Source organism: Microbacterium sp. NPDC058269 (genome assembly GCF_042881445.1).
Classification (GTDB): Bacteria; Actinomycetota; Actinomycetes; order Actinomycetales; family Microbacteriaceae; genus Microbacterium.
In genome coordinates, this window is the sequence record NZ_JBHVXT010000003.1 from 1 (window position 1) to 17341 (window position 17341).

General features: G+C 68.2%; 13 protein-coding genes and 1 pseudogene. 12 read left to right on the forward strand and 2 right to left on the reverse strand.

The genetic code is table 11. The annotated features are described in order from the left end of the window. The 4 genes and pseudogenes from ACFVWL_RS13620 to ACFVWL_RS13635 form a co-directional block, all read left to right on the forward strand. Nucleotides 1-381, forward strand: a pseudogene (locus ACFVWL_RS13620) (ABC transporter ATP-binding protein); the annotation flags it as partial. A gap of 25 nt (nucleotides 382-406) precedes the next feature. Next, on the forward strand, nucleotides 407-1549 hold the full coding sequence (locus ACFVWL_RS13625; RefSeq protein ID WP_387183658.1) for an ROK family protein: 1143 nt from the start codon (nucleotides 407-409) through the stop codon (nucleotides 1547-1549). 42 nt (nucleotides 1550-1591) lie between these two features. Continuing rightward, entirely contained in the window at nucleotides 1592-2848 is a 1257-nt protein-coding gene (locus ACFVWL_RS13630) for a 6-phospho-beta-glucosidase (RefSeq protein WP_387183659.1), read from the forward strand. Continuing rightward, on the forward strand, nucleotides 2845-3861 hold the full coding sequence (locus tag ACFVWL_RS13635; RefSeq protein ID WP_387183662.1) for an N-acetylglucosamine kinase: 1017 nt from the start codon (nucleotides 2845-2847) through the stop codon (nucleotides 3859-3861). Before ACFVWL_RS13630 ends, ACFVWL_RS13635 begins: the two co-directional genes overlap by 4 nt. 75 nt (nucleotides 3862-3936) lie before the next feature. Here the strand turns inward: ACFVWL_RS13635 and ACFVWL_RS13640 are convergent, their stop codons facing one another. Further along, nucleotides 3937-7620 carry a multifunctional oxoglutarate decarboxylase/oxoglutarate dehydrogenase thiamine pyrophosphate-binding subunit/dihydrolipoyllysine-residue succinyltransferase subunit gene (locus ACFVWL_RS13640; protein WP_387183664.1) on the reverse strand — a complete coding sequence of 1228 codons (3684 nt, stop codon included), beginning with the start codon at nucleotides 7618-7620 and terminating at the stop codon, nucleotides 3937-3939. Nucleotides 7621-7780: 160 nt separating this feature from the next. Between ACFVWL_RS13640 and ACFVWL_RS13645 the strand changes: the two genes are divergently transcribed. The 3 genes from ACFVWL_RS13645 to ACFVWL_RS13655 all read left to right on the forward strand — a co-directional run bounded on the left by ACFVWL_RS13645 (nucleotide 7781) and on the right by ACFVWL_RS13655 (nucleotide 11722). Continuing rightward, complete coding sequence (locus ACFVWL_RS13645; RefSeq protein ID WP_387183666.1) at nucleotides 7781-9235, forward strand: GuaB1 family IMP dehydrogenase-related protein; 1455 nt, start codon at nucleotides 7781-7783, stop codon at nucleotides 9233-9235. A 112-nt stretch (nucleotides 9236-9347) separates the two neighbouring features. Next, complete coding sequence (locus ACFVWL_RS13650; RefSeq protein ID WP_387183669.1) at nucleotides 9348-10664, forward strand: hemolysin family protein; 1317 nt, start codon at nucleotides 9348-9350, stop codon at nucleotides 10662-10664. Next, complete coding sequence (locus ACFVWL_RS13655) at nucleotides 10661-11722, forward strand: hemolysin family protein (RefSeq protein ID WP_387183672.1); 1062 nt, start codon at nucleotides 10661-10663, stop codon at nucleotides 11720-11722. The genes ACFVWL_RS13650 and ACFVWL_RS13655 overlap by 4 nt, the downstream gene beginning before the upstream one ends. An 84-nt stretch (nucleotides 11723-11806) precedes the next feature. On the opposite strand, the gene ACFVWL_RS13660 is transcribed toward ACFVWL_RS13655, so the two are convergent. Continuing rightward, the gene (locus tag ACFVWL_RS13660; RefSeq protein ID WP_387183675.1) at nucleotides 11807-12874 is read right to left on the reverse strand and encodes an NADH:flavin oxidoreductase/NADH oxidase; all 1068 of its coding nucleotides are present in this window, start codon (nucleotides 12872-12874) and stop codon (nucleotides 11807-11809) included. Between the two features lie 56 nt (nucleotides 12875-12930). Here ACFVWL_RS13660 and ACFVWL_RS13665 point away from each other — a divergent pair, with 56 nt between their 5' ends. From ACFVWL_RS13665 to ACFVWL_RS13685, 5 genes are all read left to right on the forward strand, one after another. Beyond that, a complete protein-coding gene (locus ACFVWL_RS13665) occupies nucleotides 12931-13764 on the forward strand; it encodes an NAD(P)H-hydrate dehydratase (RefSeq protein ID WP_387183677.1) in 834 nt (277 codons plus the stop codon). Further along, nucleotides 13761-14996 carry a hypothetical protein gene (locus ACFVWL_RS13670; RefSeq protein WP_387183680.1) on the forward strand — a complete coding sequence of 412 codons (1236 nt, stop codon included), beginning with the start codon at nucleotides 13761-13763 and terminating at the stop codon, nucleotides 14994-14996. The genes ACFVWL_RS13665 and ACFVWL_RS13670 overlap by 4 nt, the downstream gene beginning before the upstream one ends. A 4-nt stretch (nucleotides 14997-15000) precedes the next feature. Then, a complete protein-coding gene (locus ACFVWL_RS13675; protein WP_387183683.1) occupies nucleotides 15001-15321 on the forward strand; it encodes an MTH1187 family thiamine-binding protein in 321 nt (106 codons plus the stop codon). A 105-nt stretch (nucleotides 15322-15426) separates the two neighbouring features. After that, nucleotides 15427-16764: a PIN-like domain-containing protein gene (locus tag ACFVWL_RS13680; protein ID WP_387183686.1), complete on the forward strand. Its 1338-nt coding sequence runs from the start codon at nucleotides 15427-15429 to the stop codon at nucleotides 16762-16764. 93 nt (nucleotides 16765-16857) lie between these two features. Further along, complete coding sequence (locus ACFVWL_RS13685) at nucleotides 16858-17334, forward strand: GNAT family N-acetyltransferase (RefSeq protein WP_387183689.1); 477 nt, start codon at nucleotides 16858-16860, stop codon at nucleotides 17332-17334. Nucleotides 17335-17341 lie beyond the last annotated feature (7 nt).

Below are 17341 nucleotides of genomic sequence, written 5' to 3' on the forward strand. Positions count from 1 at the left end.
ATCGCCCGGGCGTTGGCCCCGGGTGCACGGTTCATCGTCGCCGACGAGCCGGTGTCGATGCTCGACGTGTCGATCCGGCTCGGGGTGTTGAACCTCCTCGCTGACCTGCAACGCGAGGAGAACCTCGGCGTGTTGTACATCACGCATGATCTGGCCACGGCCCGGCACTTCTCCGATGAGATCATGGTGCTCTACAAGGGAGATGTCGTCGAACGCGGACCCGCAGACGAGGTCATCCTCAACCCGCAACACGAATACACGAAGACACTCCTCGGCGCGGCGCCCGAGCCCGACAACCTCGGCCGCCTCCGCGACGAAGTCCGCACCGAACTCGGCATCGAAATCGGCAGTGCCCACGGCACCGAAATCGGCAGTGCCTGACCAGGCCGCTTGGAAGGAACAGCACATGTCACAGATCGACCCGGGAACCTCGGCCTGGTTGCGCACCAGGAACGACCGCGAGGCGTTTCGGCTGATCCTCGAGCACGGCCCGCTCACACGGACGCGCCTGGGGGAACTGTCGGGAATGTCGAAGCCGACGGCGACACAGATGATCGCGCGACTCGAGCGTGCGGAGCTGGTCCTCCCGGTCGGCGAGGTCGCCGGGAGCCGTGGTCCGAGCGCTGTCAGCTGGGGTGTGCGGACCGACCGGGTGGCCGGCGTCGCGGTGAACATGCTCGACGCCAGCATTCAGGCCGCACTCGTCGATGCGGCAGGATCCGCGTACCCGATCGTCGACCTGCCGGTGCATGGGGAAGAGCGTTCGCCCGAGCGCGACATCTCCCGCGCCATCGACGCCGCGTGCGCGGCCGCCGGGGCAGACCGCAGCACCGTCGAGACCGTCACGGTCGCGGTGCAGGCTGCGGTCAGCCGCGGGCAGGACACGCTGTCCTTGACCGACTCGCTGCCGGGCTGGCCGGCTTTCGGCGCGCGGGCGCGGATCGAAGCGGAACTCGGCGTCTCGGTGACTCTGGAGAACGACGTCAACCTCGCCACGATGGCCGAGCGTGCCGTCGGTGTGGCGCAGGAGGTCGACAGTTTCGCTTTCCTCTGGGTCGGAGTGGGGCTCGGTGTCGGCGTCGATCTGGGTGGCACGATCCATCGCGGTGCCCACGGGAGTGCGGGTGAGATCGGCTATCTGACGGTGGCGGCCGGAACCGGTGAGCCGGGAGCTGTGACCACCGACCTGCTCGGTTCGCAGATCATCCTCGACCTCCTCGGCGATCGGGAGCGCAGCTACGCGGACGGAATCCGTGCTCTCGCCGACGACGAGCAGGCGCTGCAGACCGTGGCCGAGCGCGTCGCCCTCACGATCGAACCGGTCCTCGTGGTGCTCGACCCCGCCATGATCGTGCTGGGCGGGCCCACCGGCCTTGCCGGAGGTCGCCGCCTCGCCGAGCTGGTCGCGGAACAGGCCGCGAACGACGAGAGACCTGTTCCGGAGGTGCGCGTCAGCGGCACGGGCGAGAGCGCCGTCCTCGTCGGCGCGCGTCGACTGCTCGTCGAGCAGATCCGCACCCTGCTCGAAGAACGTATCCCCACAGACTGACGCCCATCCGCGGGCGTACGACCATCAGGACAAGGAGACCAGATGAAGCTGGCCATCGTCGGCGGAGGATCGACGTACACCCCGGAGCTGATCGACGGATTCATCCGCCTGCAGCGCGAACTGCCCATCGAGGAGCTGGTCCTCGTCGACACGGATCCGACCCGTCTGGAACTCGTCGGAGCCGTGTCCCGACGCATGCTGGCCAAGGCCGGGCACCCTGCGCGGCTTCTCACGACCGATGACCTCGTCGCGGGCGTGACCGACGCGGATGCGGTGCTCATCCAGTTGCGCGTCGGTGGACAGGACGCTCGGGAACAGGACGAGAGCTGGCCGCACGAGGTCGACTGCATCGGACAGGAGACGACGGGGCCGGGTGGACTCGCGAAGGCGCTGCGCACCGTCCCGGTGGTGCTCCGCATCGCCGACGTCGTGCGCCGGCACGCGAGGCCCGACGCGTGGATCGTGGACTTCACGAACCCCGTCGGCATCGTCACTCGCGCGCTTCTGCAGGCGGGGCATCGTGCGGTCGGGCTGTGCAACGTCGCGATCGGCTTCCAGAGGAGGTTCGCCGAGGAGGCGGGAGTGGCACCCGATCGGGTGGCGCTCGCGCACGTGGGGCTCAACCACCTCACCTGGGAGCGGGGGGTCTTCATCGACGGTGTCGACATGCTCCCGCGGGCGATCGAGAACAATGTCGGCGAGCTGGCGGACACGGTCGAACTCGCGCCGGCGCTGCTCGCCCAGCTCGGCGTGATCCCCTCGTACTACCTGCGCTACTACTACGCGCACGACGAGGTGCTGCACGAACAGCGCCACAACGCGACCAGGGCCGCCGAGGTGCGCGCGATCGAGAACGAGCTCCTGGGCCTCTATGCGGACCCGCGCGTCGACACCAAGCCGGAGATCCTCGAGAAGCGCGGGGGAGCGTTCTACTCCGAGGCGGCCATCGAGCTGCTGATCGCGATCCGCGGTGGTACGGACCAGCCACGCGTGGTCAACCTGCGCAACGACGGCGTCCTGCCGTTCCTCCCCGACGACCACGTGATCGAGGTGCCGGCGCGTCACATCGATGGCCGGTTCGTGGCCGAGCCCGTCGCTGTCCTCCCCGACGACATCAGCGGTCTGATCAGCGCGGTCGCGGGATACGAGCGCCTGGCGCTGGAGGCCGCGGTCGGCGGTGGACGTGATCGGGTGCTCCGGGCGATGCGCGCGCATCCGCTGGTGCTGCAACACGAACGCGCCGAGAAGCTGACCGACCTGCTGCTGGCCGCCAACGGGCGTTTCCTGGAGTGGGCGTGAGCGCCCCGGAACGAGCGACGCTGGTCCTCGCGGTCGACGGAGGTGGTTCCAAGACCGACGTCGTGCTCCTCGACATCGCCGGCGACGTCCTCGCGTGGGAGCGTGGTTCCGGTTCGAGCCCGCAGATCGATGGCCTGGAGCAGTCGGTGCACGTCATCGACGACCTCGTGCGTCGCGCGCTCGGGAACCATGACCCCCGCGAGCTCGCGTGCGTGGGACTGTATCTGTCCGGGCTCGACCTCGCCGAGGAGATCGAGACGTTCCACGCGGCTATCTCGCCCCTGTCGTGGGCGGAAGGAGCCGTCGTGGAGAACGACCTGCATGCGCTCCTTCGGGCAGGCACCGACGCGGAGGATGCGATCGCCGTCATCTGCGGAACCGGGATGAACGCGATCGGCGTCCGTTCCGACGGTGCCACGGTGCGGTTCCCCGCTCTCGGCCCGCTGTCCGGTGACTGGGGTGGGGGCGCCGAGCTCGGCGACGCCGTGGTCTGGCATGCCGCCCGTGCCGAGGACGGGCGTGGACCGGAGACCGCCCTGGTGGCTCTGCTCCTGCGGGCCACCGGAGCGCCGACGGTCGCGTCGCTCATCGAAGACGTCCATCTCGGACGTCGCTCGGATCAAGGATTCGCCGCCTTGGCTCCGGTGCTGTTCGAGGCCGCGGCCGCGGGCGATGACGTCGCACGAGGAGTCGTGCGACGTCAGGCCGAAGAGGTCGTCGCCTTCGTGCGCGCCTGCACGGCCAGGCTCGACCTGAGAGGTGCCGATGTGCCGGTGCTCTTCGGCGGCGGGGTGGCCAGAGGGCGGGATCCGTTCCTGCTCGAGAGCATCCGTGCAGGTCTGCAGGAGCACGCTCCGGCGGCGCACCTGGAGATCGTGGACGCTCCGCCCGTGCTGGGTGCGGCTCTGCTGGTCCTGGGCGTCGCCGGGGCCGACCAGACGGCGATGGAGCGCGCTCGGGCGCACCTCAGCTCGGACCGGCGTCTCACGCGGATGCCCGTCGCCACGGGCTGAGCGACGTGCCGTCCGGCTGCGGCGAAGAGAAAGGGCGCCACGACCTGAGTCGCGGCGCCCTCTCTCATCCGACGATCAGCCGAGGGTGACGGCCGAGCGGATCAGTTCGGCCTGCTCGGCCGCGTGGACCTTCGACGAGCCGGTGGCGGGCGACGCGGAAGCCGGGCGCGAGACCGGGCGGAACGAGCGGTCTCCGGGGACATCGGCGAAGGCGAGCGCCAGGAACGGCCAGGCGCCCTGGTTCTCCGGCTCTTCCTGCACCCACACCAGCTCGGCGTTCGGGTAGGAGTCGGTGATGGCCTTGAGCCCGTCGATCGGTGTCGGGTACAGCTGCTCGAGCCGGACGAGGGCGACCTCGGGGTTCGGGTTCTTCTCGAGCTCAGCCCGCAGATCCCAGTGCACCTTGCCCGAGTGCACGAGCACGCGCTTGACGGCGGCGCGATCGAGACCGCGGTCGTCGTCGATGACCGGCTCGAACCGGCCCTGAGTGAAAGCCTCGACCGGGCTCGTCGCACCGCGCAGTCGCAGCATCGCCTTGGGTGTGAAGACGATCAGCGGCTTGCGGGGACGAGCGTATGCCTGGCGGCGCAGCAGGTGGAAGTACGACGCGGGAGTCGACGGGCGCGACACGATCATGTTGTCCTGCGCGCACATCTGCAGGAAGCGCTCGATCCGCGCCGACGAGTGGTCGGGTCCCTGGCCTTCGTAGCCGTGGGGGAGGAGCAGCGTCACGCTGGACTGCTGGCCCCACTTCTGCTCGGCCGCCGAGATGTACTCGTCGATGACCGACTGGGCACCGTTGACGAAGTCGCCGAACTGCGCCTCCCAGAGCACGAGGGCTTCGGGAGCCTCCACCGAGTAGCCGTACTCGAAGCCGAGGGCGGCGTATTCGCTCAGCAGCGAGTCGTAGACGAAGAAGCGTCCCTGCGCGTCGGAGAGGTTCGACAGCGGCAGCCATTCCTGGCCGTTCGCGCGGTCGTGCAGGGTCGCGTGGCGCTGGACGAACGTGCCGCGACGGGCATCCTGGCCGGCGAGACGCACCGGTGTGCCCTCCACGAGGAGCGACCCGAAGGCGAGCAGTTCGCCGAAGCCCCAGTCGATGCTGCCGTTGCGGCTCATGTCGAGGCGCTTCTCCAGCAGCTGCTGGATCTTCGGGTGCACCGTGAAGCCCTCGGGCTTGTTCACGAATGCGTCGCCGATCATCTGGATGACCTCGTTCGGCACCCCGGTGACTTCGGGGGCACCGACCTGGTCTTCGACGGGCGGCTGCTCCGGGGTGACCGGCAGAGTACCGGTCTCGGCGGCGTGCGTCTCGGCGAAGGCGATCTCCAGACGGTTCTGGAAGTCGGCCTTGGCTTCGTCGTACTCCTGCTCGGTGATGTCACCACGGCCGACGAGGGACTCGGTGTACAGACGGCGGACGGACCGCTTCGCCTGGATGAGGTCGGTCATCAGCGGCTGCGTCATCGAGGGGTCGTCACCCTCGTTGTGACCGCGTCGGCGGTAGCAGACCAGGTCGATCACGACGTCGCGGTGGAAGCGCTCGCGGTACTCGAACGCGAGCTGTGCCACATGGATGACGGCCTCGGGGTCGTCGCCGTTCACGTGGAACACCGGCGCCTGGATCGTCTTGGCGACGTCGGTCGAGTAGATCGAGGTGCGACCGTCGTTCGGTGTCGTCGTGAATCCGACCTGGTTGTTCACGACCACGTGGATCGTGCCGCCGGTGCGGTAACCGCGAAGCTGCGACATCTGCAGGGTCTCGACCACGACGCCCTGACCTGCGAACGCGGCGTCGCCGTGCACGAGGATCGGCAGCCAGGCGAAGGTGCCGATCGGCTTGCGGTCCTGCTTGGCGCGGACGATGCCTTCCAGGACGCCGTCGACGGTCTCGAGGTGCGACGGGTTGGCGGCGAGGTAGACCGGGAGCTCGGACTCGTCGTCGGCGACGAAGGTGCCCTCGGTGCCGAGGTGGTACTTGACGTCGCCGGATCCGCGCTGGTTCCCCGGGGTCTGTGTTCCCTCGAACTCGCGGAACACTTGACCGTAGGTCTTGCCCGCGATGTTGGTGAGCACGTTCAGACGGCCGCGGTGGGCCATACCGATCGCGGCACCTTCGAGGCCGGCGGTGGCCGCGCCCTGGAGGATCTCGTCGAGCAGCGGGATCAGTGATTCGCCGCCCTCGAGCGAGAAGCGCTTCTGACCGACGAACTTCGTCTGCAGGAAGGTCTCGAAGGCCTCGGCCTCGTTGAGCTTGCGGAGGACCCGCAGCTGCTCGTCGTGGCCGGGCTTCTGGTACTTGACCTCGACCTTCTCCTGGAACCAGCGACGCTGCTCCGGGTCCTGGATGTGCATGTACTCGATGCCGAGCGTGCGGCAGTACGAGTCGCGGAGCACACCGAGGATGTCGCGGAGCTTCGCGATGCGCCGACCGCCGAAGCCGCCGGTCACGAACTCGCGATCGAGGTCCCAGAACGTGAGGCCGTGGCTCTCGATCTCGAGGTCGGGGTGCGAGCGCTGCACGTACTCCAGCGGATCGATGTCGGCCATCAGGTGGCCGCGCACGCGGAAGGAGTTGATGAGCTCCTGCACGCGGGACTGCTTGTCGACGCGCTCGGCGAGGTCGACGGCGATGTCGGGGTTCCAACGGATCGGCGCGTACGGGATGCGCAGGGCGGCGAAGATATCGTCGTAGAACCCGCGCTGGCCGATGAGCAGCTCGTGCACCTTCTTGAGGAACTCGCCGGAGCCCGCTCCCTGGATGACGCGGTGGTCGTAGGTGCTGGTGAGCGTGATCGTCTTGCCGATCGCCAGTTCGTTGAGCGTCTTCTCGCTCGCGCCCTGGAACTCGGCCGGGTACTCGAGGGCGCCGGCGCCGATGATGCACCCCTGGCCCTTCATCAGACGCGGCACCGAGTGCACGGTGCCGATGCCGCCCGGGTTCGTGAGCGACACCGTGGTGCCCTGGAAGTCGGCCGCGGTCAGCTTGTTGCCGCGGGCGCGGGTGACCAGGTCTTCGTAGGCGGAGAGGTACTCGGTGAAGGTGAGGGTGTCGGCGCGCTTGATGCTGGGCACCATGAGGGCGCGCGTGCCGTCGGGCTTGGGCAGGTCGATCGCAATGCCGAGGTTGACATGCGCCGGCGCGACCACGGAGGGCTTGCCGTCGACCTCTGCGTAGAACACGTTCTGGCTGCGGAACTCGTCGAGCGTGCGGATGAGCGCCCAGCCGATGAGGTGGGTGAAGCTGACCTTGCCGCCGCGGGTGCGCGCCATGTGGTTGTTGATGACGATGCGGTTGTCGATCATCAGCTTGGCCGGCACGGTGCGAACGCTGGTGGCGGTCGGGACCGTGAGCGACTCGTCCATGTTCGCGGCGAGGGTCTTGGGCAGACCGCGCAGCGGCGTGACCTTGTCCTCTTCGGCGGGGGCCGGAGTCTCTTTCGACTCGGACTTCGCAGGCTTCGGAGCCTGGGCGGGGATCGGCGCGGCGGCGGCAGGCTTCGCCGTCGTGCGCGCCACCGGCTGCGAGCCGATCACGGGAATCGGCGCCGTGACGGGATGAGCCGGCGCGGCGGGCGCGTCGGAGGCTGCCTGGGGAGCCGCGGATGCCGCTTCGGAGTGGTACTTCTCCAGGATGGGCCACCACTCCTTGTCGACGGAGTCGCGGTTCACCTTGAACTGCTCGTAGAGCTCTTCAACGAGCCAGGAATTGGCTCCGAACCCCCCGTCGCCGTTGACGCCGGTCACCTGGTTCGACACTCTCGATCGCCCTCTTTCATCGCTGAAGCTCTCTGGTGCGGACGTCGACGCAGGATGCGTTCGGGCCCGCACACTCTCGACCAACAAGCCTAACGTGTTTCGCTCTGGGAATCGTCGAAGCCGAGCGCCCACCGCGTCGTGATCTGGGTACCGTGGAAGCATGAAGTTCTCTGGAGCGCAGCCGACCGTCGATCTGACCTACTCCGACGTCTTCCTGGTGCCGCGTAGATCCGCGGTCACCAGCCGTCTCCAGGTCGACCTCGCGCCGCAGGACGGCACGCCGGCGACCCTCCCGCTGGTCGCCGCGAACATGAATTCCGTGACCGGTCCGCGCATCGCGGCGGTGCTCGCGCGGCGCGGCGCTCTCGGCGTGTTGCCCCAGGACCTGCCGTTGCAGGATCTCGACGCGGCGATCCGCGAGGTCAAGTCGCAGCCCGTGCTCTGGGACACGCCGATCGTGCTGCCCCCGGAGGCATCGGCTGCGGATGCGCTGCGTCTGCTCCCCGCCACCAGCGGCCACGGCATCGTCGTCGCCAGGGGTGCAGCACCGATCGACGTCGAGCACATCCTCGGCATCCTTCCCGCCACAAGACTCGCCACCGCGCTGCCCGACGCGCAGCTGGGTGACCTGGTGCATCACGGCACGCCGTCGATCGACGCGGACGACATCGGTTCGGAGCGGCACGCGTTCGACGTCATCACCGACGCGGGTGTCGAGATGGTGACCGTCGTGCATCACGGACACCTCGTCGGCACGCTGAGCGCCCGTAGTGCGCTGCGCTCGACGCTCTATCGTCCGGCGGTCGATTCCGACGGACGCCTCGCGGTCGCCGCCGCCGTCGGCATCAACGGCGACGTCGCGGCCAAGGCCAAGGCGCTCGCTGCGGCGGGCGTCGACGTGCTGGTGGTCGACACCGCGCACGGCCACCAGGAGGGCATGCTGCGGGCTCTGCGCGCTGTGTCCGAACTCGACCTCGGACTGCCCGTCGTCGCGGGCAACATCGTCACCGCCGACGGCGTCGCCGACCTGGTCGACGCCGGCGCCTCGATCCTCAAGGTCGGCGTCGGCCCCGGCGCGATGTGCACCACCCGCATGATGACCGCGGTCGGCCGTCCGCAGTTCTCCGCCGTCCTCGAGACCGCGCAGGCCGCGCGTGAGCTCGGCGCACATGTCTGGGCCGACGGCGGGGTGCGCTACCCGCGGGACGTCGCCCTCGCCCTCGCCGCGGGCGCGGCCTCCGTCATGGTCGGTTCCTGGTTCGCCGGAACGATCGAGGCGCCGGGGGAGCTGCAGCGTGACGCCGAGGGTCGCCTGTTCAAGGAGTCCTGGGGCATGGCGTCGACCAAGGCCGTCCAGGCGCGCTTCGGTCGGCTCGATGCCTACGAGCGGGCTCGCAAGGAACTGTTCGCGGAGGGGATCTCCTCGTCGAAGATCTATCTCGATCCGCTTCGCCCGGGTATCGAGGACCTTCTCGACATGATCACCTCGGGCGTGCGCTCGTCGTTCACCTACGCCGGCGCCTCGTCCGTACCGGAGTTCCACGACCGTGCCGTCGTGGGGCTGCAGTCCGCTGCCGGCTATGAAGAGGGCAAGGCGCTCCCGGTCAGCTGGTGACAGCGAGCGCGCACCCAGTCGTCTTCTGTACAATCGTCGGCATAATGGACGACCCTCCCAGTTGTAGAACATCGCCCCACTGTCCGCCTCTCTCACCGGAGAGGGACCTCTGATGGACTACATCATGTTGGGCGTGGGGCTCCTGCTCACGGTCGGCACCGGCCTCTTCGTCGCGAGCGAGTTCGCACTGGTGAACCTCGACCGCGCCGAGCTCGAGGCCCGGCAGGCGCGCGGCGAATCCCGGCTCTCGCTCACGATCAGCGCTCTCAAGCACACGTCGACGCATCTGTCGGCGGCGCAGCTCGGAATCACGCTGACGACGCTGCTCACCGGTTACACGATGGAGCCGGCGCTGTCGAACCTCCTGCGCCCGAGCTTCATCGCCTGGAACATCCCTGAGGCCGCCGTCGCGCCGATCGCGACCATCGTCGCCATGCTGGTGGCGACGGTGCTCTCGATGATCCTCGGCGAGCTCGTCCCCAAGAACTTCGCCCTCGCCCTCCCTCTGGCCACCGCGAAGCTCGTGATCCCGTTCCAGATCGCGTTCACGACGGTGTTCAAGCCCGCCGTGGTGGTTCTCAACGGCAGTGCGAACGGCGTGCTGCGCGGGATGGGCATCGAGCCGAAGGAAGAGCTCTCCGGAGCCCGCAGCGCGGAGGAGCTGTCCTCGCTCGTGCGACGGTCCGCCAACGCGGGCCTGTTGGAGGCCGACACCGCGTCGTTGCTCGATCGCACCCTCATGTTCTCGCGGCTCACAGCCGACGACGTGATGACCGCCCGACCGAGCATGCACGCGATCGCCGCGGGCGATTCCGTGGATGACGTCATCCAGCTCGCGCGACGCACGGGCCACAGCCGCTTCCCGGTCTACGGCGACGACCTCGACGACATCATGGGCGTCGTGCACCTCAAGGCGGCGATCTCCGTGCCGCGCGATCGTCGTACCGAGGTTCCCGTCGGCGCTCTCGCGACGGAACCGCTCCGCGTGCCGGAGACGGTACACGTCGACGCCCTGATCGCGGAGCTGCGCGCCCGCGGCTACCAGCTCGCGATCGTCGTGGACGAGTACGGCGGTACAGCGGGTCTCGTGACCCTGGAAGACCTCGTCGAGGAACTCGTCGGTGAGGTCGCCGACGAGCACGATCGCACCAGGGCCGGAGTCATCCGCAACCGGGAGGGCATCACATTCCCCGGTGAACTGCGACCCGATGAGCTGCGTCGTCGTGCCGGTGTGGAAGTGCCGGAGGGCGACGTGTACGACACGGTGGGCGGTTATGTCATGAGCGTGCTCGAGCGGGTCCCGTCCGTCGGCGACGAGGTTCCGCTCGACAGTGGCGTGCTGCAGGTGGTCCGCATGGACGGGCGACGGGTGGATCGGGTGCGCTACGTTCCGAGACCGCTCGACGGCGAAGAGGAGGCCACCCGATGAACGATTGGGGAGGACTCGCCTGGCTCGTCGTGCTCCTGGTCGCGAACGCTTTCTTCGTCGGTGCCGAGTTCGCGGTGATCTCGGCCAGACGTTCGCAGATCGAGCCCCGCGCCGATCAGGGTTCGCGCGCCGCCAAGACGGCCCTGTATGCGATGGAGCACGCGACGCTCATGCTCGCGACGTCACAGCTGGGCATCACGATCTGCTCGCTGCTCATCCTGAACGTGTCGGAGCCGGCGATCCACCACCTGCTCTCGGTCCCGCTGCACGCGCTCGGGTGGCCGGATGGCGCGGTCGATGCGGTGTCGTTCACGATCGCGTTGCTGATCGTGTCGTTCCTGCACGTGGTGTTCGGCGAGATGGTCCCGAAGAACCTCGCGTTCTCGGTGCCGGACCGGGCCGTGCTGATCCTCGCCCCGCCGCTGGTGTGGGTGTCGAAGGTGTTCATGCCGGTGATCTGGGTGTTGAACGCGGCGGCGAACGGCGTGCTGCGTCTGTTCCGCGTCGAGCCGAAGAACGAGGCGGCATCGACGTTCACCCTCGACGAGGTCGCGACGATAGTCAGCCAGTCGCGTCGCGAGGGTGTGCTCATGGACACCGCGGGAACGGTTGCTGCGGCGGTCGAGTTCACCGACAAGAAGGCGCGGGATGTCGCTGTGCCGCTGAGCGATCTGGTGACGCTGCCGCAGTCGACGACTCCGGACGACATCGAGAAGGCCGTCGCCCGCTACGGGTTCTCGCGCTACGTGATCGTCGACGACGAGTCCGTGCCGATCGGATACGTGCATCTGAAGGACATCCTCCGCGCGTCCGAGGGCCCGGATGCGGAGGTCAAGATGATCGAGCCGGTTCCTGCCAAGCGCATCCACCACATGGTGCCGGTGCAGGAGGACACGGATCTCGAAGACGCTCTCGCGGTCATGCGCCGCGCGGGTCGGCACCTGGCGAAGGTGCGCGACGCGCAGGGGAACACCACCGCGGTGCTGTTCCTCGAGGACATCCTGGAGGAGCTGGTCGGAGAGGTGCAGGACGCGACGCGTCGCTTCCGCGGACGCTGATCGTCGACACGAACATCGAAGGCCGCCGAACCCGTAGGGGATCGGCGGCCTTCGTCGTGTGGAGGAGGGGTGGCGCGAGGAGGCTCAGCGAGGGCGTGCGCGCTCGTATTGCGGGGGCCAGGTGATCTCGGCGTCGAGCTCGTACGCGGCGCGGAGCCCGAAGTGCGGATCGCGCAGCCACTCCCGTCCGGCGAAGACCACATCCGCCGCGCCGTCGACGAGCACCTGCTCGGCCTGGGCAGCCGCAGTGATGAGCCCGACTGCCGACACCGGGATCCGACCACCCTGACGCACGGTCTCGGCGAGCGGCACCTGGTACCCGGGGAAGACGCTGATCCGCTGGTGCGCGACGAGACCGCCGCTCGAGACGTCGATCAGGTCCGCACCCCGCAGCGTGACCCAATCGCCGACCATCGCCGCTTCCTCGGGCGTGAAGCCGCCCTCGGCGTGATCGGTGGCGGAGATGCGCACGAACAGCGGCACGTCGGCGCCCGCGGCGTCGCGCACGGCGTCGACCACACGCAGCAGCAGCCGGGCGCGGTTCTCGAGCGAGCCGCCGTACTCGTCCTCGCGGAGGTTGGACAGCGGAGACAGGAACTGGTGCAGCAGGTAGCCGTGCGCGCCGTGGATCTCCAGCACGTCGAACCCGGCGTCGACCGCGCGGCGCGCTGCGGCCGCGAACGCCTCCACCACGCGGTCGATCCCTGCGAGGTCGAGAGCGACGGGGGCTTCGAAGCCGTCGAAGGCGATCGCCGACGGTGCGGTCGTCGCCCATCCTCCGTCGACGGCCGGCACGGATCCTCGTTCGGGAGCCCAGGGCCACCATGTCGAAGCTTTGCGACCGGCATGGGCGAGCTGGATGCCGGCGTGCGACCCGCGGTCGTGGATCGCCCGGACGACGGGTGCCAGGGCATCGCGCTGCTCGTCGTTCCAGAGTCCCAGGTCGCGCGGCGAGATCCGGCCCTCGGGGACCACGGCCGTCGCCTCGGCGATGATGAGTCCGGCGCCACCGGATGCGAACTGGGCGAGGTGGGTGAGGTGCCACTCCTGCGCCACACCATCCGCCGCACTGTACATGCACATCGGCGAGACCCAGAGGCGGTTGCGGAAGTCGACGGAACGGATGCGCAGTGGGGAGAAGAGAAGACTCACGGTTCGACGGTACCGCCGCGCGGGTGCAGGACGGGCCGTCGGACTAACGTGGAGTCATGGTCGAGGTGCGCGAGTGGACACGCGGTGACACGGCACGGTTCTTCCGTCCGCCGACCGTCGACGACGACAAATACGCCCGCGGTGTGGTGGCCCTTCGCACCGGGTCGTCCGCCTATCCCGGGGCCGCGGTGCTGGGCGTCGAGGCTGCCTGGCGAGCCGGGGCGGGATTCGTCCGTTACGTGGGCGCGGCACGGGTGGCCGATGCGGTGCTCGCGCGACGTCCGGAGACGGTCACCGGGGCGGATGCGGGGCGTTCACGAGTCGACGCCTGGGTGATCGGTTCGGGGACGGACCCGACGCATCGCGGTGAAGCGGAGTCCCGGGCACTGCGGGAGATTCTCTCGGGCAGAGCTGCCGTCGTGATCGATGCCGGCGCGCTCGATCTCGCCGAAGGGGCGACGGCACCGTTCCTCGTGACCCCCCATGCACGGGAGTTCGCCCGGCTGCAGAAGCGGCTCGGAGTGTCGTCGACCGAGGAGGACCGTGCGCAGGCCGCGCGGCAGATGGCCGACACGCTCGGCGGCACCGTGCTGCTCAAGGGGGCACGAACGCTGATCGCTGCTCCGGACGGCACCGTCATCGCCGTCGAGGCCGGGACCGGATGGCTGGCGACCGCGGGAACGGGCGATGTGCTCGCCGGAGTGCTGGGCGCGATGCTTGCGGCGAACCCCGAGAAACCGATCGCCGAGGTCGCCGCAGCAGGGGCATGGGTGCACGGTCACGCCGGCCGGATCGCCGCGGGGATGAGGGACGGCGGGGCAGGTCATCCGATCGTCGCGATGGATGTCGCGGAAGCCCTCCCGCTCGCGATCGCGGACGTCCTGGCGTGAATCGCGCGTCGACGGCCAGGGTGGTCGTGCTGTGGAGCGTCTTCCTCGCCGTGCACCTGCTCACCGCGTGGCTCGGTTGGGTCTATCCCAGCCAGCCCATGGGCGACGTCGTGCTCGTGTACGAGCCCTGGGCGACCTCCGCGCTCGGCGGGGGACCGATCGTCGGGGTCACCGAGACGTGGGTCTATCCCCAGCTCGCGCTCGTGCCGATGCTCATCACCGCCGCACTCTCCGCGCCGCTCGTGCCTCTGCTCGGGGTCTCCGGCGCGTATCTGGTGGGATGGGCCGCTCTGGTCGTCATCCTCGATGCGGTCGCCTTCGGTGTGCTCGTCGGTCGTACGCCCTCGCACGCGCGCCGTGTCGCGGCCTGGTTCTGGTGCGCGGCGCTCTTGCTCCTCGGGCCGATCGCGCTCTACCGGATAGATGCGGTCACCGTGCCGATCACCGTGATCGGCGGGCTCTGGCTCGTGTCTCGCCCGGCCGTCGGCGCCGCTCTCCTCGCGGTCGGCGCCTGGATCAAGATCTGGCCCGGTGCACTCGTCCTCGCTGCGGTCATCGCGCTCCGAGCCCGTATGCGGGTGCTGCTCGCAGCGGCGCTCGTCACGGTCGGGGTCGTCGCGACGCTGTTCCTGCTCGGGGCGGATGCCGAGATCCTCGGCTTCCTGACCGAGCAGACCGGAAGAGGGCTGCAGATCGAAGCGGTGGCGGCCACCCCCTTCCTGTGGCTCGCGGTCGCCGGGGCCGCGCGTATCGAGTACAGCTTCGAGATCCTCACGTTCCAGATCGCCGCGCCGGGGGTCGACATCGTCGCCGCTGTGCTCACACCCCTGATGGCGATCGCGGTGCTGGCGGTCACCGCGGTGGGCGCCCTCAAGGCGGTGCGCGGCGCGACCTTCCCCCGCCTGTTCCCTCCGCTCGCCCTCACCCTGGTGGCGCTGCTGATCGTCACCAACAAGGTCGGCTCGCCGCAGTTCCAGACCTGGCTGATCGCGCCCGTGATCCTGTGGCTGGTGCTCGATCGGGTCAGGGCGCGCGTCCCGGCCGTCGTCGTCCTCGCGCTCTGCCTGCTCACCTGCCTCGTGTATCCGATCGGCTACGACGCCCTGCTGCGGGCCGATGCCCTGTCCGTCGCCGTGCTCACGGTGCGCAACGTCCTGCTCGTCGTCCTGCTCGTCCTGGGCATCCGCGCTTTCGTGCGCGTGCCCGTCCGTCACCCGAAAACCCAGGAGTGAAAACATGCTGATCGCCTTCTCCGTCGCCCCGAGCGGCACCCCCGCCGCGGGAGCAGAGCGCACCGACGCCTCCGTGCACGACGCCGTGGCCGCAGCCGTGCGCGTGGTGCGCGAGTCCGGACTGGCGCACCGCACTACGAGCATGTTCACCGAGATCGAAGGCCCGGACTGGGACACGGTCATGGACGTCGTGAAGCGCGCGACCGAGGCCGTCATGCCCTTCGGTTCGCGGGTCTCGCTCGTGCTCAAGGCCGACATCCGCCCGGGGTACTCCGGAGAGCTGGACGCGAAGATCGAGCGTCTGGAGGCGGCTATCGAAGGGTGACTCGAAGCGGAGATCGCAGAAGGTGCGACCCCCGCGATACTGCTGCGACGGGCATCCGGTCACACCATCCATGACGTATATGGTGGTGTGAATGCCGCCCGGCGCATGGACCGCATCTCTATCGACGAGGGGGAGAATTTGGTTTTCGATGAGATTCGGCCTGAGTTCCGGATTTACACGGATGGCGACCTGGAAGCAGCCTTTCAAAGTGGGATTCCGGTCTACTTCGACACGAACGTCTTTCGCGTCCTCTGGCGCATGCACACGCTCCCCAAGCAGCGGGTGGTTGATATTCTGTCGCCGCTCGAGCACAGAACGTTTCTACCGTTCCAAGTTCGCTACGAGCTTGCGGCGCAGATCAACGGCCCCTCCGTGCTGAACGGCATACCGACAGTAAACCTGGACAAAGCGCGAGGCCTCATGCGTTCAGCCTTCGGGGAGTTGAATCAGCAATCCAGCGAGGCGAATCCGATGAATATGCCGGCAGGAGAGGTGAACGAGCGGATCACCTCGCTTACTGCTGAAATCGAACAAAGGCTGGCGGAGACGGAAGAATGGTTCACGGCCCGCCAACGCGATCTTCTCGATCTCCTCGGTGAATCGCCAAATGTGGAGGACATCAAGCAGGGACGTTGCGAGAACGTTCTCGCAAGAACTGTTTCGGAGATCTTCGCAGCGGGTCACCTCTTGCCGGAAGTCGAGGAGGCAACCCGGGAGTCTCGCATCCAGGAGTATCAGGCCCGTATCAGTAGGGACGATCCGGTCGGCCCGGGCTTGACCGACAGGGGTAAGCCTGTCACCGAGGATGCCGCAGGCGACTATCTCATGTGGCGTGAGGTGGTGCAGCACTGCGTGGACAATACGTATGACCAGGGGTTCATGTTGATCACGGAGGAAACCAAAGCAGATTTCTGGGAGGAGAAACAAAATACGAGCAGCCTCCGACGCGTGAATCCCGACATCCAGCGCGAGTGCATCGAACAGACGGGTGGCCCGATGTATCTCATGGGCTTATCGTCATTTCTCGCACTTGCCGCGCCTCAGAATCCCGATCTTCAGGAACTGCGAGCTCTCGTGGACGTCGCTGCGCCGAAGGCGGGTGAGTGGTCGCCGGGTGCCGTGAGCCGTCTCCTTGCGGCGTTGCGCGCGGAAGGGAACGAGCGTCAAGCGCTCGTCATCGAGGGAGCTGCGGAACGCGACGGTTACATCTCTCGCCCGGAGATCGGTGAGGTGCTCGGCTGGGGGGCCGAGAACCGTTATCTCACGAGATTTCGGATGCCTGCTGATCGAATCGCAGCCGAACTGGTGGCGGAAGGGATACTTGAGGCCGAATCGAATCCGCCGTTGACAGCCGTCTACAACGGGCCAGGTGAAGCGGTGGGGTACCAGGTGCCGATCGAGTTTGTGGGGATCATCGCGGAAATGGCTCGCGATGGGCACTGACCAGGGTGAAGGTGGAGTTCGGAAGCGGGAAAGCGGGATGCAACGATCCCACGGCTGGATGCAGCCAACGAGGGGCAGCGGTCGAGGAGCGCGGTGACTGATTCCCCTTCATCCGCATCGGTCGTCCTTCGCCCGGCGCTGGCCGATGATGTCGGATGGATCGCCGAGCTGCGCGCCGAGGTGCTTCGGGCCGATCTGGAGCGTCTCGGGCGCTACGACGAGATTCGCGTCCGGCAGCGGTTCCGCGATGCTTTCGAGCCTGCGCAGACTCGGATCATCGTCGTGGACGCCGTCGACGTCGGCTCCCTCGCCGTCCGTCCAGACGACGACGTCCGCTGGGTGGAGCACTTCTACATCGCGACATCGCACCAGGGGCTCGGTGTCGGCAGCCGCGTGCTGGGGATGGTCCTCGACGACGTAGGCCGGTACCGGCTCAACGTGCTCCAGGGCAGCCCTGCGCGCCGTCTCTACGAACGCCACGGGTTCGTCGTCGACACGCAGGACGACGTGGATGTCTTCATGACACTCGACCGTGCCGCGCGGGCGACCACCGAGTCCGACGGCCGCTAAGCTGATC